A 20039-nucleotide genomic window follows, 5' to 3' on the forward strand; every position below is an offset into this window, starting at 1 on the left:
ACTTATTTAGAATCGCAATGAACCGCTATTGCGGCTCATTACCCTGTTGGATACGGCGCAGAGAACGTTCTCGACGAGACTCTTCTCGGGTCAAATCCAACAATGTTTCTTCAATATAAGCTAAGTGTGAATGAGACATCTCACGTGCCTTTTCTGGCTGGCCAGATACAATCGCATCCACGATATTAGCTCGGTGCTTACTTACTTTCTCGACCGCTTCGGGGCGGCGATGTAATAATTTAAAATTTTGCAGAATATTTTGCTCAAGCAATGGTGCGAGACTACGAACGATGTGCAATAACACGACATTGTGAGTCGCTTCGGTGATCGCAATCAGAAATTTCATTACGCTCACCGCTTCAGCTTCAACATCTTGTTTTTCTTGCATTTGTCCAATTCGCACCACACTGGCTTGAATACGAGCAAAATCTTCACCGGTACCACGCAATGCAGCGAAATAGGCAGAAATACCTTCTAACGCATGGCGCGCTTCGAGTAGATCTAACTGAGTTTCTGAGTGGCTAGATAATAAATTTAGCAGAGGATCGGAGAAACTTTGCCAAATATGCTCACTAACAAATGTGCCACCGCCTTGACGGCGGGTTAAAAGGCGCTTGGCTTCTAAACGCTGTATGGCTTCGCGAACAGAAGGTCGAGAAACATCGAACTGTTTTGCCAGCTCACGCTCTGGGGGCAGTTGCTGACCCGGCGTTAATGTTCCTTCTACAATCAGCCGTTCTAATTCTTGTTCTATCACATCAGAAAGTTTCGGCTGACGGATCCTTTGATAAGCCATAATTTATGGTTCTTTTTCTCTTTAATTTTACCGCTGGCAATTGGTAATACCAATTTCAAGTTGAGGTAGAAATTAACATAAATAAAACGTAATTGTCCAGTCGAAAGTTGATGTAAATCATAGAACAGGTCTAACCAAAACACTCTGATAACAATAGCAGACTAAAACAGCAATAGTATTGGTAAGACCAATTACAAAAAATATACAGATGGGGAAATGGCGGGCTAGATAGCAGTAATTTTATAAAAACCAAGCAATAACAGAGGGATAGACTTGAGCGTTCAACGAATTCACCACTCAAGTCATCACGATGACGGTTTATTTTGCTTCAATATGGTCAATCAATAGCTGTAAAGATTGGTTGCCACGAAACTCGTTAATGTCCAATTTATAAGCCAGGTGAACCGTTTTGACCGAAGCATCTGGCCAGCGGCGTAAATCAACATTAAATGCGATGCCATCGATCATGATATGAGTCGGGTGTCCTTTAAATAAAGGCTCTAACATAAGCTTAAGATGCTTTTCCCCCACCAGTTTTTGGTGAAGTACCTTAAACTCACCATCAAATAGCGGCTCAGGAAAGGCTTGCCCCCACGGCCCTCCAGCACGTAAGGTTTCCGCGGTATGCATAGAGAATTCTTCAGGCTTCAGCTCCCCATCACTGAGTACGATGCCTTTGAGGCTCGCGGCGTCTAGCTGTTCATTCACCACTTGTTCAAATAGCTGGCGAAAATGTTCTAATTGCCGCTCAGCGATAGTTAAGCCTGCTGCCATCGCATGTCCGCCGAATTTGATAATCAAGCCAGGATGTTGTGTATCAATCTTATCTAAGGTATCACGCATATGCAGACCGGGAATGGAGCGGCAAGAACCTTTTATGATTCCCTCACCGCCTTCAGCAAAAGCGATCACAGGACGATGGTATTTATCTTTAATACGCGAGGCAAGAATGCCGATAACACCTTGATGCCAATCCCTTTGGAATAACACTAAACCAGCCGGTAGTGTGCCATGTTCACCAAATTGTAACCGTTCACAAAAAGCCAACGCCTCTTGTTTCATCCCCTCTTCAATCGCTTTACGCGTTTGATTCAGCGCATCCAGTTCATTCGCCATTCGGCGAGCGGCATGAATATTGTTACTCAATAAAAGTTCGACCCCAAAGGACATATCATCTAAGCGCCCGGCAGCATTAATGCGAGGCCCGAGAGCAAATCCAAAATCGGTCGCCATCAATCGACGAGGGTCACGTTTTGCTACTTCAATCAATGCCTGAATCCCGGGACGAGCCTTACCCGCTCTGATGCGTTGTAGACCTTGATGAACTAAGATTCGGTTATTTTCATCCAATGGCACCACATCAGCAACCGTCCCCAGAGCAACCAGGTCGATCAACTCCATTAATTTAGGTTCAGCGATACCTTGCTGCTTAAACCAACCTGACTGGCGCATATGTACACACAGTGCCATCATAAGATAAAAAGCAACACCAACCCCAGCCAACGCTTTGGAAGGAAACGCACACTGCTGTAGGTTTGGATTGACCATTGCATCAACCTCGGGCAATACCTGCCCCGGTAGGTGATGATCGGTAACCAAGACCGTCAGTCCATGCTGTTTGGCATAACGCACCCCCTCGATAGAAGAGACGCCATTATCCACCGTCATGATCATCTCCGCCCCAAGCGCTAAGGCTTGATCAACCACTTCTGGGCTTAATCCATAACCATCTTCAAAACGGTTAGGAACCAGATAGTCGACATTGTGGCAACCCAGCATGCGTAGCGCTAACACAGATAACGCACAACTGGTTGCGCCATCGGCATCAAAATCGCCAACTATAATAATGCGCCGTTGCTGTTGAATCGCGTTAAACAATAATTCAACCGCCAGCTCAATACCGTGCAGTTGTCGGTAGGAGTGTAAAGCTTTTGCAGCCTTTTCAAGCTGGTTAATGGTTGTGATGCCTCGATTTAAATAGATTCGCTTAAGCAAATCGGGAATGGAATCTGGCAGCTGAGTCAGATCAGGATCAGGTCTTCTTTGAATCTCTATCATAAAAAATAATCAGGCTTGGATGAACCAAGCCTGCTTCCTAAGTGAGTCGATGGGGTAAAATACTTACTGCTGTTGCAGGCGTTTTTTTAGTTGGGCGGCAGGCAAATAGCCTCCGACCATTTCACCATTGGGTAGAAAAATAGCAGGGGTTCCAGAAATACCAAGCTCTCGGCCTAACTGGTAATGCTGAGCAATCGTCTGCTGACACTGTTTAAGATCCCCTTTCGCTCGCGGTGATTGCCGTTCAATTTTAACATTGTGCATGGCGGCTTTAGGATCGTCAGCACACCAAATGGCTGCCATTTGCTCCGCCACTTGCCCAACAGGGCCTTGACGAGGATAAGCCAAGTAACGCACGGTAATGCCCAAATCGTTATACTCTTTCATTTGGCTATGTAAGCGAACACAATAACCGCAAGTGGTATCGGTAAAGACCGTCACCACATATTGCTCATTCGCTGCTTTATATTCAATCATACTCGATTTTAACTGCTCTATTTTCTGAGCATTAATGGGCGCTTGGCGCTTGGCCAGCACATCGACATAACTGCCATCATCATTTAGCGCATATAACGTCCCAGCAATAAAATGCTGGCCGTCTTCCGAAGCAAACACCACCCCGCCCGGTGTTTGCACTTCGACTAAACCGGTAATATCGGCGGGAGTGACAGAAAGCACTTCCAGCCCCAATGGTGCAAAGCGTTTGGCAAACACATTTTTATCAATACCTGTCGCCCCATCCTGCGCATAACAGGCCGTTGTAAAAATCGTTAGCAGCAGTAATGGTAAGCGGTATAAAACCTTCATAAAAAATCCTTTCTATCAAGCCCTTGGATGGTGCTCGCTGTGTATTTGTTTAAGTCGTTCAGTGGCGACATGAGTATAAATTTGTGTGGTAGATAAGTCACTATGCCCCAGCAACATCTGCACCACCCGTAAATCTGCCCCATAGTTCAATAAATGGGTGGCAAAAGCATGACGCAGTACATGGGGTGATAGCTTTTCCACATCAATACCAGCAATCACGGCGTAATATTTAAGACGATGCCAAAAGGTTTGCCGAGTCATTTGTTTGGCACGTTTACTGGGGAACACCACATCGGAAGTCTGTTGACCCAGCAAATGAGACCGCCCTTGAGTAAGAAAAGTTTCAATCCATTCTATGGCATTTTCCCCCATTGGAACTAAACGCTCCTTTCCCCCTTTGCCGGTGACTCTCACCACGCCTTGCCTTAAGCTGATATTTTCCATCGTTAAAGAGACCAGCTCTGTCACCCTTAGCCCCGTTGCATACAATAACTCAAGCATCGCTTTGTCACGTAGCTCAAGTGGGTCATCGGGATTGGGCGCATTTAATAAGGCCTCAACTTGCCCTTCGCTGAGATCTTTCGGTAACCGCTGCGGTAGTTTAGGGCTGACCAGCAGAGCACTCGGGTCATCACTGCGAATTTTTTCTCGGTGCAAATATTGAAACAAACGGCGCATGGCTGAGATCATTCTTGCTCGCGAGGTTTGCTTGTAATTTTGATCCGTCAGCCAACTTTGATACTCAAGCAATCCAGCTAAACTAATAAAATCTAACCGATAGTGATGCTGCTGCATCCAAAATAGCAATTTATTAAGATCATTCCGATACGAGCTTAGGGTGTTTTCTGCTAACCCTCGCTCCATCCACATCGCATCTAAAAACTGCTCAACCAGTCCTTGATCCACTGACAATTGCTCTGACACCGCGACTTCTCGTTATATGATGATAGAAATAGACCTCGACTTAATACCATAAATTCTTCGCCACTCATAGACAGTTGGCTCTGGCATCTTTCGCTCAGTTAGGTATAGAATTCCTCTCATGTAGCAAAAACAACATGAATTCTATGAAAATTGGTCTATTTTACGGCTCAACAACTTGTTACACCGAAATGGCAGCAGAAAAAATGCGCGCTATTATTGGTGAAGAATTACTTGATATCCACAATGTCAAAGAAACGCCGCTTTCTCGTATGCGCGACTATGACTTGTTGATTCTAGGCATTTCCACTTGGGACTTTGGTGAAATCCAAGAAGATTGGAGCGCGATATGGGATCACATCGATGGCGTACCGCTAAACGACAAGTTCGTCGCATTATTCGGCTTAGGCGATCAAGAAGGTTATGGCGAATGGTATCTGGATGCGATGGGGATGCTGCACGATGCCGTCAAGAAGAACGGAGCTAAACTGATCGGCTACTGGCCAACTCAGGGGTACCAGTTTGAAGCCTCCAAAGCACTTACCGCAGATGGTCGCCACTTTGTTGGCTTAGCGCTCGATGAAGATTCGCAATATGAACTGAGTGATGAACGAATTGCCACCTGGGTCGAGCAGATCCTCACCGAATATCAGCTATTCGCCTAGTTCGAATTCAGAGGAAACTTGCGCAAGAAAGTAACGCCAATCGAAGACTAACCCAGGGTCTGTTTTGCGCATTGGCGCAATATATTGATGCCCTGTGATTCGGGTGCGAGTCAACGCAGGATAACGCCTGATCAAATGTTTTGTCAGCTCAATTAATGCTTGATACTGTGCTTGGGTATAGGCAATAAAATCACTCCCTTCAAGTTCAATGCCGATAGAGTAATCATTACATCGTTCACGCCCAGCAAAAGCAGATTGCCCTGCATGCCAAGCTCGAGCTGAAAAAGGAACAAATTGCACCACCTCGCCGTCTCGTCGGATCAAACAGTGCGCCGAGACTTGCATTTTTTCAATTACCTTGAAAAAGGGATGCGATTGGCTCTCTAATGTGCCACAAAAAAACTGCTCAATATAAGGCCCACCAAATTGCCCCGGCGGCAAGCTAATGTTGTGTACTACCAGTAGTGAAATATCCTGCTCATCTGGCCTTTGATCATAAAACGGCGATTCAACTCGCCGCGCCCCTTGATACCAACCATATTGATCAATCATATCCGGATGTCTGTTTTTGCCATTTCCCGCTAGTATAACCTATAATCACGCCTCATCATGGCCTGTTGCACCATTTCCCTTAAGAGACACGTTTTCCATTTTGCTCCCCCCTTATAAGACCAGAATGGGAGATTAACAGCTGAATTTTGCAGCGACTGATCGTATCATGCCTTTTTCTTCCACAACCAAAGATGATTTGCGATGAAACATCCTCATAATAGTCAGCAACGCTTAGCTTATCTCAAACAGCAACTGCCGTTAGACATTGCCCGTTCGGTAGCTGATAGCTTAAAAGAAGATTTGGGTGGAACCCTTGATGCAGCGGCAGATATCACTGCCAGTTTGATCCCTGCTGATGTCCATAGCCGCGCCACATTGATAACCCGAGAAGCGGGAGTTTTTTGCGGGAAAATGTGGGCTGAAGAAGTATTTAAACAATTGGGTGGCCAAATCACCATTGAATGGCAAGTTGAAGACGGTGATATTCTGAGCGCCAATCAAACCCTCTGCACATTAAGTGGGCCTGCCCGTATTTTACTCACGGGGGAGCGGAATGCGATGAATTTCATTCAAACGCTGTCGGGTTGTGCTACCACCACCGCGCAGTATGTCAAGGCGTTACAAGGCACACAGTGTCGGCTACTCGATACTCGTAAAACCATTCCGGGCTTACGTAGCGCGTTAAAATATGCCGTGGCCTGTGGTGGCGGTTTTAACCATCGAATTGGTGTTTTTGATGCGTATTTAATCAAAGAAAATCACATCATCGCCTGTGGTGGTATCACCCAAGCGATTCACACCGCCAAACAGCTCAATCCCGGTAAACCCGTGGAAGTCGAAACCGAAAGTTTAGCTGAATTATCTGAGGCTATTGACGCTGGTGCAGATATTGTCATGCTTGATAACTTCTCATTTGAGATGATGCGAGAAGCAGTCAAAATTAATGCCGGACGCACGGCCTTAGAGAACTCTGGCAATATCACCTTAGCCACCATTCGCGATTATGCCGAAACGGGCATTGACTACATCTCAGTCGGCGCGCTCACCAAACACATCACCGCATTAGATTTGTCAATGCGTATTCAACAATAAACAACCTTGTATTTCAAGGCTTAGGACAAACTCCCAAGCCTTTTTAACCCCCTCGCAAACTTTATGTAACCTTTTGCTTATTAACGGGCAAAAACGTCATCTGACTCGAAGCTCGTCAGTGAAGCCATTCTCTCGCTCTAGCACTGTGCTTATCCTTGGCTGGTCTTAACTACACCATAAGGATGACTGTGTAATGAAACAGAATCGAAACCACCAACAACAAGGCTTTACCTTAATTGAACTAATGATCGTAGTTGCAATTATTGGCGTTTTATCTGCGATTGCCGTTCCCGCCTATAAGGACTACGTAACGAAAAGTGAGTTGGCATCTGGGTTTGCTACCATAAAATCCGTTATCACTCCCGCTGAGCTTTATGTTCAGGAAAATGGCAAGCTCAGTGGTGGAGCAAATACAACCGATACACTCGGAATAAAAAACGATGCCAACTCTTTGGGGGAACTCACCATTCCTAAAGATAATGAAATCCAATTTGAGCATAAGAACGGCTCAGCAGAAGGCGCTAAATTTACTTATACAAGAGAAGATGGTGGTTGGACATGTGCTTATGATGCACCAACCAACAATCAAAGCGCTGACGCACCTAAAGGTTGCCAACAACCATAAATAAGCCATAACCATGCTTACCAACCTTATTGCTATCTTACGTCAGGCTCAACTCATAAGCCCGACGCAAGAGCAAGCCGTGGTCGACCATATTCAAGCTTCCGGTGCCAGCGTACCGGAGGCTTTATTGGCGCTGGGTATATTCCACCCGCATGATTTAACTGAACAGCTCAGCCAAATCTTTGGTCTACCTGAAACCGATTTAACTCGCTTTGACTACCCGTCATTGTGTCAACAGCTCGGCTTACGCGAGCTGATCACCCAATATCAAGCCTTACCGCTACAACGCCATGGGCAAGTACTGACTTTAGCGGTATCTGACCCCACTCATCTACAAATTGAAGATGAATTTCGCTTTGCCACCGGACTGCAAGTAGAGTTAGTGCTGGCGGACTACAAGGCACTACAAGCCGCCATTCGTCGATTGTATGGCCGCACCATAGAGCACGCCACCAGCCAAGGCAAGGAGATCAGCCAAGATGAGCTGGCCGATTTGGTGCAGATCTCGGATGATGAAAAGCAATCGGTGGAAGATCTCAGCCAAGATGACTCCCCAGTCAGCCGTTTTATCAACCAAGTTTTATTAGATGCGGTGCGGAAAGGTGCTTCGGATATACACTTTGAACCTTACGAACAACAATACCGTATTCGGCTACGCTGTGACGGCATTTTAGTGCAAACTCAGCAACCAGCAAGCCACTTAGGGCGACGGCTCGCCGCACGGCTAAAAATTCTCGCTAAACTCGATATTGCCGAACGCCGACTCCCGCAAGATGGGCGAATAAAACTGCGCTTAAATACTGATACCGCGATCGATCTACGGGTTTCTACCTTGCCCACCCTGTGGGGAGAAAAAATCGTTCTGCGCTTGCTCGACAGCAGCAGTGCCAGCTTAGACATTGATAAATTAGGTTATAACGATACGCAAAAGCAGCTTTATCTAAATGCGCTAAAACAGCCACAGGGGATGATTCTAATGACCGGGCCAACGGGCAGCGGTAAAACCGTTTCACTCTACACCGGTTTAAGCATACTCAATACCGAAGAGGTCAATATTTCAACCGCTGAAGATCCGGTGGAGATCAACCTCCCCGGCATTAATCAAGTGCAAGTGCAACCCAAAATAGGCTTTGGCTTTGCGCAAGCGCTACGCTCATTTTTGCGTCAAGACCCCGACATTGTCATGGTGGGTGAAATCCGCGATTTAGAAACCGCTGAAATCGCGGTTAAAGCCGCCCAGACCGGCCATTTAGTGCTATCGACCCTGCATACCAACTCTGCTGCAGAAACCGTCATTCGTTTAGCCAATATGGGCATAGAGCCGTTTAACCTAGCCTCTTCACTGAGCCTAATCATCGCTCAACGTCTCGCTCGACGATTATGCCCACATTGCAAACAAGCCGATCTGCCCACCCTGACTGAGCAACAACAATTTATGTTAGAGCCCGATCAAACCATTTACCGACCTCGTCCCAGTGGCTGTAACGAATGCACCAATGGCTACAGTGGGCGAGTTGGTATTTATGAAGTTATGGCCTTCGACCCGCAACTGGCTGAAGCCATTATGCAAAAAGCCTCAATCAGTCAGATTGAAGCCATCGCTCAAGCTCATGGTATGCAAACATTACAGCAATCCGGTATCGAAAAACTCAAACTTGGCATCACCAGCATGCAAGAATTACAGCGTGTCCTTTATTTTTAATTGATGGGAATGGATCTGTTATGCATTCATCTAAAGCTTATGAACTGAAAAATTACCGTTGGAAAGGCATTAATAGCTCAGGAAAAAAAGTGGCCGGCCAATTACTGGCCCTTAGTGAATTAGAAGTGCGCGATAAACTTAAAGAGCAACACATTCAGATCAAAAAAATCAAAAAAGGGGGCGTTTCATTCCTGACTCGATTAACGCATCGAGTCAAAGGCAGAGACATCACCTTACTGACCCGCCAATTATCAACCATGTTGACCACCGGCGTACCTATTGTTCAAGCGTTGAGATTGGTCGGTGATAACCACCGCAAAGCGGAAATGAAGTCCATTTTGGCGCAAATAACCAAGAGCGTCGAAGCCGGAACACCCATTTCAAAAGCAATGCGTACCGCGAGTAGTTACTTTGACCCACTCTACGTCGATCTGATCCAAACGGGTGAACAATCGGGCAATTTAGCCGAAGTCTTTGATCGCCTCGCGACCTACCGAGAAAAAAGTGAACAATTGCGCGCTAAAGTCGTCAAAGCCTTGATCTATCCAAGTATGGTTATTTTGGTTGCCTTGGGCGTTTCCTATTTAATGTTAACCATGGTCATTCCTGAATTTGAAAGTATGTTCCAAGGCTTTGGTGCCGAGCTACCTTGGTTTACCCAACAAATCCTTAAACTCTCTCATGCGGTGCAGGCTTATAGCTTAGGCGGTTTGTTACTCTGCATTGGTTTATATCTCACCGTGAAAACCGCTCGGAAAAAATCGTTTCAAATCCGGCTGAAAACCAGCCGCCTAAGTTTGAAATCACCGATTATCGGTACGGTGTTAGCGAAAGCCGCCATCGCCAAATTTAGTCGCACTCTCGCCACCAGCTTTGCGGCGGGGATCCCTATCCTTGCCAGCTTAAAAACCACCGCCAAAACTGCGGGTAATGTGCATTTTGAAACGGCGATTGATCAAGTCCACCGTGATACCGCATCAGGAATGCCCATGTACATCGCCATGCGCAATACAGACGCCTTTCCTGAAATGGTGTTACAAATGGTGATGATTGGTGAGGAATCGGGAAAGTTGGATGATATGCTCAATAAAATCGCCACGATTTATGAATTTGAAGTGGATAATACCGTAGATAATTTAGGCAAAATTTTAGAACCATTGATCATTGTCTTTCTTGGCGTGGTGGTGGGCGGATTAGTCGTAGCGATGTACCTTCCTATCTTTAACTTAATGGGGGTATTGGGTTAGTATACTCTCTTCCCTCAATCCTGCGATTTAGAGCCTCTTAAATGGATATTTTTTATTTTTACCCTTGGTTATTTCCAATCTTCGCCACACTGTTTGGTTTAATCATCGGCAGTTTTCTTAATGTGGTGATCTATCGCTTACCCCAAATAATGGATAGGGAATGGCGGAAAGAGTGTGCCGACGCTTTTCCTGAATATGGCATTACACCGCCAGAAGGCACATTGACACTGAGCACACCTCGCTCCACTTGCCCTCACTGTCAAACCCAGCTGAAAATTCGCGATAACATTCCACTACTGAGTTGGTTGCGACTCAAAGGAAAATGCGCACACTGCCAAGCACCGATCAGCCCTCGCTATCCTTTCGTTGAACTGCTCTCCGCACTAAGTAGTTTCGTCGTTGCTATCCACTTTGGTTTTAGTGGTTATAGCCTTGCACTGCTCTTTTTTACCTATGTACTAATCGCCGCTACCTTTATTGATTTTGATTGCATGCTCCTGCCTGATCAACTGACATTACCCTTGATGTGGAGCGGGATCGGCTTAGCGTTACTTGGTATTAGCCCCTTGTCACTGACCGATGCGGTGCTTGGCACGATGCTAGGTTATCTCTCGCTCTGGTCTATCTACTGGCTCTTTAAAGGGTTAACCGGCAAAGAAGGTATGGGCTACGGCGATTTCAAACTGTTCGCTGCGCTAGGGGCATGGTTTGGCTGGCAATTGCTCCCGCTGATTATCCTGCTCTCCTCGTTTGTTGGCCTTATCTTTGGTATTGTTCAATTACGCCTGCAAAAACGAGGGATAGATAAAGCCTTTCCTTTTGGCCCTTACCTGGCTATGGCCGGATGGTTCGCCATGTTGTGGGGTAATCAATTGATTACTTGGTATTTACACTCATTAATAGGGTAACCGCTATGCCTTTGATCGTCGGCCTAACCGGAGGCATTGCGAGCGGGAAAACCACCGTTGCTAACTTATTTCAAACCCATTTCTCAATTGATATCGTTGATGCCGACATCATTGCTCGCGAGGTTGTCGCTCAAGGAAGCCAAGGCCTTGCTGCAATTATCGAGCATTTTGGCCCAAGTATCTTACACCAGGACGGAAGCTTAAACCGTGCCGCTTTACGCGAGCGAATTTTCGCCATACCCGCGGAGAAAAAGTGGCTCGATCAACGATTACATCCACTGATTAATCAAAGAATGTGTGAGGCACTACAAAAAGTAACCTCCCCTTATGCCTTATTAGTCGTTCCGCTACTGATAGAAAACCAGTTACAGTCGATGGTGGATCGAATTTTAGTGGTCGATGTCGATGAACAAACTCAAATTAAACGAACACAGGCGAGAGATAAAGTGAGTAAGGAACAAGTACTCGCCATATTATCCGCTCAGGCAAGCCGGGCTGAACGACTCGCTTTTGCTGATGATGTGATTAAAAATAGTGCACAAAACCAGAAACTTTTGCCACAAATCACGAAATTGCACCAAAAGTATCTGGCCATAAGCAGTACAAATCAGTCAGAATAGTTCTAAATACACCAAGGCTAGTTTCATGATCACACATAAGTTTGAACATCCGCTCAATGAAAAAACTCGCATATATTTGCGGGTAGAAGCGTTGCTCAATCAAATGGAGCAAGCCTGTCAATTAGCTGACCAACTCCAACATCAATTACTGTTTCGCGCTCTTTTTGATCTACTCGATATTTTCGATCAAATGCAACTGAAAAGTGAATTAGCCAAAGACATTGAAAAACAACGTCTCGCCTACCGCCAGTGGCAAGGTATTGAGGCTGTGGATCAAGATATGCTCACCGCTTTATTAGCCGACATCGATAAAGTACACCGTAATTTAATGGCGGGCGAACGCTTTGGCCAATCGTTGAAAGAAGACCGTTTTCTCAGCACTATCCGACAGCGATTTAACTTACCCGGTGGCTCTTGCTGCTTCGACCTCCCGGCCTTACATTACTGGCTTCACTTGACGGCTGAACAAAAAAATCAAGACGCCCAACAGTGGATTTTAGCCCTTCAACCACTGGCCGATGCCCTGAAATTATGGCTTAAATTAACCCGAGAAACCGGTCAATTTAAAGCGCATACTGCCCAATCCGGCTTTTATCAAAGTGATGCTGAAGGCGCGAATATTCTTCGTTTGTCTATTCCGTTAGCCTATGGCGTCTATCCGATGATCTCTGGCCATAAAAATCGTTTTGCGATTAAATTTATCGATTTTCACTCCGGCCAAGCGAGTAGCCAAAATGTGCCTTTTGAGCTTGCAATCTGTTGTTAATCAAGCAAAATGTTATTTTGATCAAGAGGAGAGGACCCATGTCAAAAAAACTGACCGTGGTAACATGCCCACAATGCGGAGCGTCGGTAGAATGGGGAGAGCAGAGTCCTTACCGTCCATTTTGCAGTAAAAAGTGCCAAATGATCGATTTTGGCACTTGGGCCAATGAAGAAAATGCCATTCCCGGTGCCCCTGATATGTCGGACAGCGATGGCTGGTCAGAAGAGCATCATTAGCTCATTCCTGTTTATAATAATAAAGCCCCAAAATGGGGCTTTATTATTTGTTGCTACGGATTTATTCTTCACTCGACGCTTGGCTTGGATCCGCGTCAATATCGATACTGGTGACCCGTTGTAAACCTCGTGGAAGTAAACTTCCCCGACGACCACGTTCACCTCGGAAGTTATCCAGATCGGCCGATTTCAAACCTAACTTACGTTTTCCCGCATATAACGTAATAGAAACACCTGGCGGCAATACCATTAAGTGAGAAACCACCTCTTCTCGAGCCTTCGCTTTGGCACTTGGAATATTGATGATCTTATTCCCTTTACCTTTACTCAATTGCGGTAGATCTTTAATCGGGAAGAGCAGCATTCGTCCTTGGTTGGTGATCGCTAAGATCTCGTCATGATCCAAATCGTTCACCGCTTGCGGTGCTAAAATTTCTGCATTTTCCGGTAAATTGACTAAGGCTTTACCACTGCGGTTTTTCGACAGTAAATCTGCTCCTTTACAGACAAAACCATACCCAGCATCAGAACCGACCAACCATAATTGCTCCTCTTCGCCCATGATCGCTTGGCGAATGGAACTGCCTTCGGTGATGTTAAGCCGTCCGGTAATCGGTTCACCTTGCCCTCGAGCAGATGGCAAAGTATGAGACTCAAGCGAGTAACTGCGCCCATCGCTACCCAGCAGCACTACAGGCAGGTTACTTTTACCGCAAGCATGGGCTAAGTAGTTATCTCCTGCCTTATAACTCAAACTCTGGCAATCGACATCATGCCCCTTAGCATGGCGGATCCAGCCTTTTTCAGACAAAACAACCGTAATCGCCTCGCTCGGCATTAAATCACGTTCGGTTAATGCTTTCGCTTCCGCTCGCTCCACAATAGGTGAACGGCGATCATCGCCATATTTCTCGGCATCCGCTTTGAGTTCTTTTTTCAGTAAGGTATTTAAGCGGCGTTCGGAACCCAGCAGTTCTTCTAACTGCTTGCGCTCTTTCTCTAGTTGCTCTTGTTCCGCACGGATTTTCACTTCTTCTAATTTAGCTAAGTGACGCAACTTGGTATCAAGAATTGCATCCGCTTGAATATCGCTAATTCCAAAACGTTGCATTAACACCGGTTTGGGTTCATCTTCTTGGCGAATAATGTCAATCACTTCATCAATATTGAGATAAGCAATTAATAAACCTTGTAAAATATGTAAGCGAGCTAAGACCTTATCCAGACGAAACTGCAAACGAGAACGCACCGTCGTACGACGATACTCAACCCACTCAGAAAGAATTTGGGTTAATCCTTTCACTTGAGGTCGGTTATCTAGGCCGATCATATTCAGGTTAACTCGATAACTTTTTTCAAGATCCGTCGAAGCAAATAAGTGGTTCATCAAGGTATCACAATCCACCCGATTGGAACGCGGTACAATCACGATACGCGTGGGATTTTCATGATCCGACTCGTCGCGCAAATCCTCCACCATCGGCAGTTTTTTCGCCCGCATCTGGTTGGCAATCTGTTCCAATAATTTTGCACCTGACACTTGGTGGGGTAAGGCGGAAATAACAATGTCGGAGCCTTCTTTATGCCATACCGCACGCATTTTTACACTGCCACGTCCGGTTTTGTACATTTTCTCTAGCTCAACCTGCGGGGTGATGATTTCCGCTTCAGTAGGAAAATCAGGCCCTTTGATGTACTGCATCAAGTCGGGTAAAGCGGCATTCGGATGCTCAATTAAATGGATCGTTGCCGCGACCACTTCCCGCACGTTATGTGGTGGGATGTCGGTAGCCATGCCCACCGCAATCCCAGTCACGCCATTGAGTAAGATGTGCGGCAGACGTGCGGGCAACATTTTCGGCTCTTTCATCGTGCCGTCAAAGTTTGCTTGCCACTCAACGGTTCCTTGCCCTAATTCACCGAGTAAGATTTCAGCAAATTTTGATAACTTTGCTTCGGTATAACGCATAGCCGCGAAAGATTTAGGATCATCCGGAGCCCCCCAGTTACCTTGGCCGTCCACCAGCGGATAACGATAGGAAAAGGGCTGGGCCATCAGCACCATTGCTTCATAGCAGGCGGAATCACCATGCGGGTGATATTTACCTAATACATCACCAACCGTACGCGCCGATTTCTTGTATTTGGCAGATGCAGAAAGCCCAAGCTCAGACATTGCATAAATAATACGTCGTTGAACCGGTTTTAGCCCATCCCCAATGTAGGGCAAGGCTCGGTCCATGATGACATACATGGAGTAATTTAAATAAGCGTCTTCGGTAAACTTACGCAGTGCTAGTTGCTCGACGCCGTCAAAATTAATTTCTGTCGACATTTATTGCACCTCTGCTATATCAGCCATATCACCATAACGCTGAAGCCAATTTCGACGGTCATCAGCACGCTTTTTCCCCAGCAACATATCCATCATTTCATCGGTTTCTTTATCATCATCAATGGTTAATTGCACCAAACGACGAGTGTTTGGATCCATGGTGGTTTCCCGTAATTGCAACGGGTTCATTTCGCCTAGCCCTTTGAATCGCTGGACGTTGATCTTGGCTTTTTTCTGGCTTAAGCGCTCAAGAATGGCGTCTTTTTCACCGTCGTCCAAGGCATAATGCACTTCTTTACCACAATCGATCCGATAAAGTGGCGGCATGGCGACATAGACATGACCAGCTCGAACTAAAGCGCGGAAATGACGCGTAAATAAAGCACAAAGCAGTGTGGCAATATGTAGCCCATCGGAGTCCGCATCGGCTAAGATGCAAACTTTGCCATAGCGCAGTGAATCAAGATCATCACTATCAGGATCAATCCCCAAAGCAACTGAAATATCATGTACTTCTTGTGAAGCCAATACTTGATCAGCAGACACTTCCCATGTATTTAAGATCTTACCGCGCAAAGGCATAATGGCCTGGAATTCTCGGTTACGTGCTTGTTTGGCACTTCCGCCTGCAGAATCTCCTTCGACTAAGAAAAGTTCCGTACGGCTAAGATCTTGCTGAGAACAATCGGTTAATTTACCCGGTAACGCTGGGCCCGAGGCGACTTTTTTACGAACCACTTTTTTACTGGCTCGCATACGACGATGCGCATTGGCAATACATGTTTCTGCTAATAATTCAGCGAGTTGAGGCTTTTCATTAAGCCACAAACTAAACGCATCTTTTACCACGCTAGCGACAAACGAGGAGGTTTGACGAGAAGAGAGCCGCTCTTTCGTTTGTCCGGCAAATTGAGGGTCTTGCATTTTGATCGATAACACATAAGCACAACGATCAAAAACATCTTCACCGGTTAATTTGACCCCACGCGGTAGCAAATTACGAAACTCACAAAATTCACGCATCGCATCCAGCAAACCTTGGCGTAATCCGTTAACGTGCGTACCGCCCTGCGGGGTTGGGATCAAGTTAACATAACTTTCGGTAATTAAATCGCCCCCTTCAGGAAGCCAAATAACCGCCCAGTTTGCCGCTTCAATGTCTGTTTTTAACTCGCCAGTAAACGGTTCTTCTGGCAGTAAGGTATAACCTTTAACCCCTTCCGCTAAATAGTCTTTTAAACCATCTTCATAAAGCCAGCGGTACTCGTTATCATTCACCTTATCGGTAAAAGTGACTTCTAACCCTGGGCATAAAACCGCTTTAGCTCGTAAATTATTGATTAAACGTGAAACGGAGAAGTTAGCAGAATCAAAGTAACGCGCTTCAGGCCAAAAATGTACCGATGTTCCTCGATTGCGCCGCCCACAAGTACCGGTGACCGTAAGATCAGAAACTTTGTCGCCATGTTCAAAGGCAATCTCATAGATCTGCCCATCGCGGCGAACGGTGACTTCAATGCGTTTGGATAAGGCGTTCACCACCGAAATCCCTACCCCATGTAACCCACCAGAAAATTGATAGTTTTTATTAGAAAACTTACCACCGGCATGTAATTTACATAAGATCAGTTCCACCCCAGAGACGTTCTCCTCTGGGTGAATGTCTACTGGCATACCACGCCCGTCATCAATAACTTCTAGTGATTGATCGGCATGAAGAATCACCTGAACCTTAGTAGCGTATCCGGCTAACGCTTCATCGACACTGTTGTCGATAACTTCTTGCCCTAAGTGGTTAGGGCGCGTGGTATCCGTATACATCCCAGGTCGGCGACGTACTGGCTCTAAGCCATTTAAAACTTCAATGGCTCCAGCATTATATTGTTCAGTCATAATACGGAATGCTTTTATCGAAAAATAATTAGGGTTACTTTACTATTCGTTTATGCTCTATCTACAAGAAAATTGTCACTAAAAATGCACAACACCCAATGATATAGAGCCATAAGCGAAGAAAGAACAAGAGAAACATACTCAGGAAGAGCCCTTGAGATGTCAAGTGACATCCGTTAGCAAGGGATAAATTTATGACTCTTCCCTCAATGACATCCTCAAAGATTTAAGAATTGAATAATTTGCTGAGGATAACGTTCAAAATCGACAAAACTATGATTACCGTTTGGCTCCACCGTTTGTCGAGCGTGCTGATATTTGGCTACCGCTTGGCGATAGTCTAACACTTCATCACCCATTTGTTGTAGTAACCAAAATTGATCAAGATTGTGAATCACTGGAACATCTAGCGCTTTTAGCTCTTTAATGTGCGAATGATCCAGCACATAGCGCTCACCAGTGTATGGATTTTGTTGTTCGCCAAGAAAATCGGCCAGTAATTCGTAAGGCCTAACCGCAGGGTTTACCAGCACCGCCGGGCAAGAAAATTGAGCATTCAACCAGGTTGCCAGATAGCCACCTAACGAACTCCCCACCAAACCAATACGATATTGCTTTTGGTATGCCGCAACCATCTGTAACAGTAAATCGGCTGCCTGTTGCGGGAAATGGGGTAATTTGGGCACGACGACTTTTATATCTGGTCGATGCTCAGCGCAATAGCGCAGCATCACCTGTGCCTTATGTGATTGAGGGGAACTGTTAAAGCCATGAATATAAAGTAATAAAGGAGGAACTACATGTACAGGCATACAATTAGTACCCACTCGAGGTAAAATCAGGCACAAACGCTCCTTTTCTTAATCGTTTCACTTGAGTCGAGACTTCTCCATCATGATGAAGTTCTAACTCTCGCCAACCCGGCGAACAAAGATCAAGTGCAAAATCATCAGAGTTAGGTTTAAATTGCACACAAGTGGAAGGGGTTGCCATGACTTTCACGCCTTGATATTCGCAATCCATGGCTTGATGGACATGACCGCACAATACCGCTCGAACATTCCGATGCTGACCAACCACATGCCAAAATGCATCGCTGTCTTTGAGTGTGTGCTGATCCAGCCAAGCACTACCAACCAATAAAGGATGATGGTGAAGTAATACCAGTGTAAACCGATCGGGATATTGGGTAAGCTTTTCATCCAATAAGCCGAGTTGATAGTCACTAAGACGACCATGTGGAACCCCAACCACTTGAGAGTCTAACAGCACCATTTGCCAATGTTTGCCCAACAAAACATGTTCTAATGCCTGAATCTGCGCCGATGGCATAACACTCCCCATGTTCGGTTTATAATCATGATTACCTGGCAACCAGAAGCATAACTTTTGCAAATCACGAATTCCTGCGGCAAAACGCTGGTAAGATTCAGCGCTGTGATCTTGTGAAATATCACCCGTAGCAAGAATGGCATCAAAAGGAATTTGTTGCTCAATAATGGCTTGAACAATGGCACGGAAGCTGTCTGCGGTATTAACACTAAGTAAACAGCCATCATCAGGCGCAAACAGATGCGTATCCGTAATTTGGACAAGTTTAATATGATCTGATGGGGATAAACTGGGCGACACGTTCAAAGCGATAAACCTAATGCTGTTAATGGTTGATATTCATGGGAGTTCGACTCATCCCTCTTTTTAAACAAAATGTTAGCCAATCACCTAAAAAACGATTCACTTGGGCTTTCTCATCTTTTTGTACCATTTTGTCGTTTGGATAATCATAGCGAGCATCGATTCGAGCAAGCGATTGACACGCACAAACTTCAGCAACCCGAGCATCGTGATATAGCCTGACAGACATTGTAGGCAATGGAAATATCGAAGTATCATCGCTTTGACAAATCTCCACCAAAGTTGTGTACTTTGTGACCTCTAGCACCTGAAGTTGGTAGATTAAGTGAGCAGCTTGATAACAACGCACATCTCCTACCTTCGGCTGATGAGGGATCAAAGCGTTCAGCTTGGCATAATTCGTTTCATAAGTTCGCATCAATTCAGCGAGATTGACATGATACGGCTTGATGGCCATGAGTAGCGACATACTAAACGCGACTCCGCCATTGCAGTTGCAACTGCTGGTGGTTTAATTCTAACCACTGTAAAGCAATAATAGAGGCACCGTTCTCAATGCGCCCTTCTTTAACCAATTGATAAGCATCCGATCGTTTCATAACATGAAGATTAATATCTTCACCTTCCTCAGCCAAACCATGTACACCAGATGCTTGTGTGCTATCGACCTCACCCACATAGACATCAAGTTTTTCAGAACATCCTCCTGAAGAAGGGTAATACGCGGTGATTTTTTCTAGCCGGTCAACCTTCAAACCAGCTTCTTCTTGTGCCTCTCGACGAACGACGTCCGCAGGCAGCTCACCCGGTTCAATAATGCCCGCGACGATCTCTAGCTGCCAAGGCTGTGCATCTTCTAGTGCACCAACCCGTATTTGTTCGATGATCACCACTTCATCGCGTAAAGGATCATAAGGTAATAACGCGGCAGCATGCCCTCGCTCAAACATTTCACGCTCAATCAACTCACTCCATCCGCCTTGAAATAGACGATGTCTGAAGCGGTACTTCACCATGCGGAAGAAGCCTTGAAATAGTGTCTGTTTTGAGACGATATCAATATCACCGGTGCTAAACGGGCTTTTCAATCGATCTGTCGGTTGCATTCGAACTCCTTGTGCGCAATCTTATAGTTTACTCAGGAACTTTTGCCTCTGCCAACGACATGGCTCAACTTTTTA

The 20039-nt window shown here is 45.7% G+C and carries 20 protein-coding genes; 9 read left to right on the plus strand and 11 right to left on the minus strand.

Going from position 1 to position 20039, the window contains the following annotated elements; translation table 11 throughout:
* Positions 1–25 precede the first annotated feature (25 nt).
* The 4 genes from pdhR to xerD all read right to left on the minus strand — a co-directional run bounded on the left by pdhR (position 26) and on the right by xerD (position 4585).
* On the minus strand, positions 26–796 hold the full coding sequence (gene pdhR / locus CAG57_RS03660; protein WP_161433832.1) for a pyruvate dehydrogenase complex transcriptional repressor PdhR: 771 nt from the start codon (positions 794–796) through the stop codon (positions 26–28).
* Positions 797–1114: 318 nt separating this feature from the next.
* Positions 1115–2854 carry a single-stranded-DNA-specific exonuclease RecJ gene (recJ, locus tag CAG57_RS03665; RefSeq protein WP_161427154.1) on the minus strand — a complete coding sequence of 580 codons (1740 nt, stop codon included), beginning with the start codon at positions 2852–2854 and terminating at the stop codon, positions 1115–1117.
* Positions 2855–2917: 63 nt separating this feature from the next.
* Complete coding sequence (gene dsbC / locus CAG57_RS03670) at positions 2918–3661, minus strand: bifunctional protein-disulfide isomerase/oxidoreductase DsbC (RefSeq protein ID WP_099610583.1); 744 nt, start codon at positions 3659–3661, stop codon at positions 2918–2920.
* Positions 3662–3676: 15 nt separating this feature from the next.
* Positions 3677–4585 (minus strand): site-specific tyrosine recombinase XerD, encoded by a 909-nt coding sequence (gene xerD / locus CAG57_RS03675; RefSeq protein ID WP_099610582.1) that lies wholly within the window; start codon positions 4583–4585, stop codon positions 3677–3679.
* A 143-nt stretch (positions 4586–4728) separates the two neighbouring features.
* Here xerD and fldB point away from each other — a divergent pair, with 143 nt between their 5' ends.
* The gene (gene fldB, locus CAG57_RS03680; protein ID WP_099610581.1) at positions 4729–5247 is read left to right on the plus strand and encodes a flavodoxin FldB; all 519 of its coding nucleotides are present in this window, start codon (positions 4729–4731) and stop codon (positions 5245–5247) included.
* Here fldB and ampD read toward each other — a convergent pair.
* A complete protein-coding gene (ampD, locus tag CAG57_RS03685; protein WP_161427155.1) occupies positions 5236–5799 on the minus strand; it encodes a 1,6-anhydro-N-acetylmuramyl-L-alanine amidase AmpD in 564 nt (187 codons plus the stop codon). The genes fldB and ampD overlap by 12 nt on opposite strands.
* A gap of 201 nt (positions 5800–6000) precedes the next feature.
* Between ampD and nadC the strand changes: the two genes are divergently transcribed.
* The 8 genes from nadC to yacG all read left to right on the plus strand — a co-directional run bounded on the left by nadC (position 6001) and on the right by yacG (position 12995).
* Positions 6001–6891: a carboxylating nicotinate-nucleotide diphosphorylase gene (gene nadC, locus CAG57_RS03690; protein ID WP_099610580.1), complete on the plus strand. Its 891-nt coding sequence runs from the start codon at positions 6001–6003 to the stop codon at positions 6889–6891.
* 193 nt (positions 6892–7084) lie between these two features.
* Complete coding sequence (locus tag CAG57_RS03695) at positions 7085–7516, plus strand: pilin (RefSeq protein ID WP_161427156.1); 432 nt, start codon at positions 7085–7087, stop codon at positions 7514–7516.
* 13 nt (positions 7517–7529) lie between these two features.
* The gene (pilB, locus tag CAG57_RS03700) at positions 7530–9218 is read left to right on the plus strand and encodes a type IV-A pilus assembly ATPase PilB (RefSeq protein ID WP_161427157.1); all 1689 of its coding nucleotides are present in this window, start codon (positions 7530–7532) and stop codon (positions 9216–9218) included.
* Between the two features lie 20 nt (positions 9219–9238).
* Positions 9239–10465: a type II secretion system F family protein gene (locus CAG57_RS03705; RefSeq protein ID WP_099610577.1), complete on the plus strand. Its 1227-nt coding sequence runs from the start codon at positions 9239–9241 to the stop codon at positions 10463–10465.
* Between the two features lie 41 nt (positions 10466–10506).
* A complete protein-coding gene (locus CAG57_RS03710) occupies positions 10507–11373 on the plus strand; it encodes a prepilin peptidase (protein ID WP_161427158.1) in 867 nt (288 codons plus the stop codon).
* A gap of 5 nt (positions 11374–11378) precedes the next feature.
* Positions 11379–11993 (plus strand): dephospho-CoA kinase, encoded by a 615-nt coding sequence (gene coaE / locus CAG57_RS03715; protein ID WP_161427159.1) that lies wholly within the window; start codon positions 11379–11381, stop codon positions 11991–11993.
* 25 nt (positions 11994–12018) lie between these two features.
* On the plus strand, positions 12019–12759 hold the full coding sequence (gene zapD, locus CAG57_RS03720) for a cell division protein ZapD (RefSeq protein ID WP_099610575.1): 741 nt from the start codon (positions 12019–12021) through the stop codon (positions 12757–12759).
* Positions 12760–12797: 38 nt separating this feature from the next.
* A complete protein-coding gene (yacG, locus tag CAG57_RS03725) occupies positions 12798–12995 on the plus strand; it encodes a DNA gyrase inhibitor YacG (RefSeq protein ID WP_161427160.1) in 198 nt (65 codons plus the stop codon).
* 61 nt (positions 12996–13056) lie between these two features.
* Here the strand turns inward: yacG and parC are convergent, their stop codons facing one another.
* The 6 genes from parC to nudF form a co-directional block, all read right to left on the minus strand.
* Entirely contained in the window at positions 13057–15330 is a 2274-nt protein-coding gene (gene parC / locus CAG57_RS03730; protein WP_099610573.1) for a DNA topoisomerase IV subunit A, read from the minus strand.
* Positions 15331–17223 carry a DNA topoisomerase IV subunit B gene (gene parE / locus CAG57_RS03735; protein WP_099610685.1) on the minus strand — a complete coding sequence of 631 codons (1893 nt, stop codon included), beginning with the start codon at positions 17221–17223 and terminating at the stop codon, positions 15331–15333. It abuts the gene before it with no gap.
* A 218-nt stretch (positions 17224–17441) separates the two neighbouring features.
* Positions 17442–18035, minus strand: coding sequence for an esterase YqiA (yqiA, locus tag CAG57_RS03740; protein ID WP_161427161.1), 594 nt, complete (start codon positions 18033–18035; stop codon positions 17442–17444).
* 4 nt (positions 18036–18039) lie between these two features.
* Complete coding sequence (gene cpdA, locus CAG57_RS03745) at positions 18040–18861, minus strand: 3',5'-cyclic-AMP phosphodiesterase (RefSeq protein WP_161427162.1); 822 nt, start codon at positions 18859–18861, stop codon at positions 18040–18042.
* Between the two features lie 19 nt (positions 18862–18880).
* Positions 18881–19327 (minus strand): DUF1249 family protein, encoded by a 447-nt coding sequence (locus CAG57_RS03750; protein WP_099610571.1) that lies wholly within the window; start codon positions 19325–19327, stop codon positions 18881–18883.
* 1 nt (position 19328) lies between these two features.
* The gene (gene nudF / locus CAG57_RS03755; protein ID WP_161427163.1) at positions 19329–19964 is read right to left on the minus strand and encodes an ADP-ribose diphosphatase; all 636 of its coding nucleotides are present in this window, start codon (positions 19962–19964) and stop codon (positions 19329–19331) included.
* Between the last annotated feature and the right edge of the window lie 75 nt (positions 19965–20039).

Origin of the sequence: Vibrio sp. V30_P3S12P165 (genome assembly GCF_009904905.1) — a bacterium.
Lineage (GTDB): Bacteria > Pseudomonadota > Gammaproteobacteria > Enterobacterales > Vibrionaceae > Vibrio > Vibrio fujianensis.

Bases quoted from the DNA above. Each gene is read 5' to 3' on its own strand.
- pdhR (WP_161433832.1), bottom strand. From the start codon at position 796: ATGGCTTATCAAAGGATCCGTCAGCCGAAACTTTCTGATGTGATAGAA.
- recJ (WP_161427154.1), bottom strand. From the start codon at position 2,854: ATGATAGAGATTCAAAGAAGACCTGATCCTGATCTGACTCAGCTGCCA.
- dsbC (WP_099610583.1), bottom strand. From the start codon at position 3,661: ATGAAGGTTTTATACCGCTTACCATTACTGCTGCTAACGATTTTTACA.
- fldB (WP_099610581.1), top strand. From the start codon at position 4,729: ATGAAAATTGGTCTATTTTACGGCTCAACAACTTGTTACACCGAAATG.
- ampD (WP_161427155.1), bottom strand. From the start codon at position 5,799: ATGATTGATCAATATGGTTGGTATCAAGGGGCGCGGCGAGTTGAATCG.
- nadC (WP_099610580.1), top strand. From the start codon at position 6,001: ATGAAACATCCTCATAATAGTCAGCAACGCTTAGCTTATCTCAAACAG.
- CAG57_RS03695 (WP_161427156.1), top strand. From the start codon at position 7,085: ATGAAACAGAATCGAAACCACCAACAACAAGGCTTTACCTTAATTGAA.
- pilB (WP_161427157.1), top strand. From the start codon at position 7,530: ATGCTTACCAACCTTATTGCTATCTTACGTCAGGCTCAACTCATAAGC.
- CAG57_RS03705 (WP_099610577.1), top strand. From the start codon at position 9,239: ATGCATTCATCTAAAGCTTATGAACTGAAAAATTACCGTTGGAAAGGC.
- CAG57_RS03710 (WP_161427158.1), top strand. From the start codon at position 10,507: ATGGATATTTTTTATTTTTACCCTTGGTTATTTCCAATCTTCGCCACA.
- coaE (WP_161427159.1), top strand. From the start codon at position 11,379: ATGCCTTTGATCGTCGGCCTAACCGGAGGCATTGCGAGCGGGAAAACC.
- zapD (WP_099610575.1), top strand. From the start codon at position 12,019: ATGATCACACATAAGTTTGAACATCCGCTCAATGAAAAAACTCGCATA.
- yacG (WP_161427160.1), top strand. From the start codon at position 12,798: ATGTCAAAAAAACTGACCGTGGTAACATGCCCACAATGCGGAGCGTCG.
- parC (WP_099610573.1), bottom strand. From the start codon at position 15,330: ATGTCGACAGAAATTAATTTTGACGGCGTCGAGCAACTAGCACTGCGT.
- parE (WP_099610685.1), bottom strand. From the start codon at position 17,223: ATGACTGAACAATATAATGCTGGAGCCATTGAAGTTTTAAATGGCTTA.
- yqiA (WP_161427161.1), bottom strand. From the start codon at position 18,035: ATGCCTGTACATGTAGTTCCTCCTTTATTACTTTATATTCATGGCTTT.
- CAG57_RS03750 (WP_099610571.1), bottom strand. From the start codon at position 19,327: ATGTCGCTACTCATGGCCATCAAGCCGTATCATGTCAATCTCGCTGAA.
- nudF (WP_161427163.1), bottom strand. From the start codon at position 19,964: ATGCAACCGACAGATCGATTGAAAAGCCCGTTTAGCACCGGTGATATT.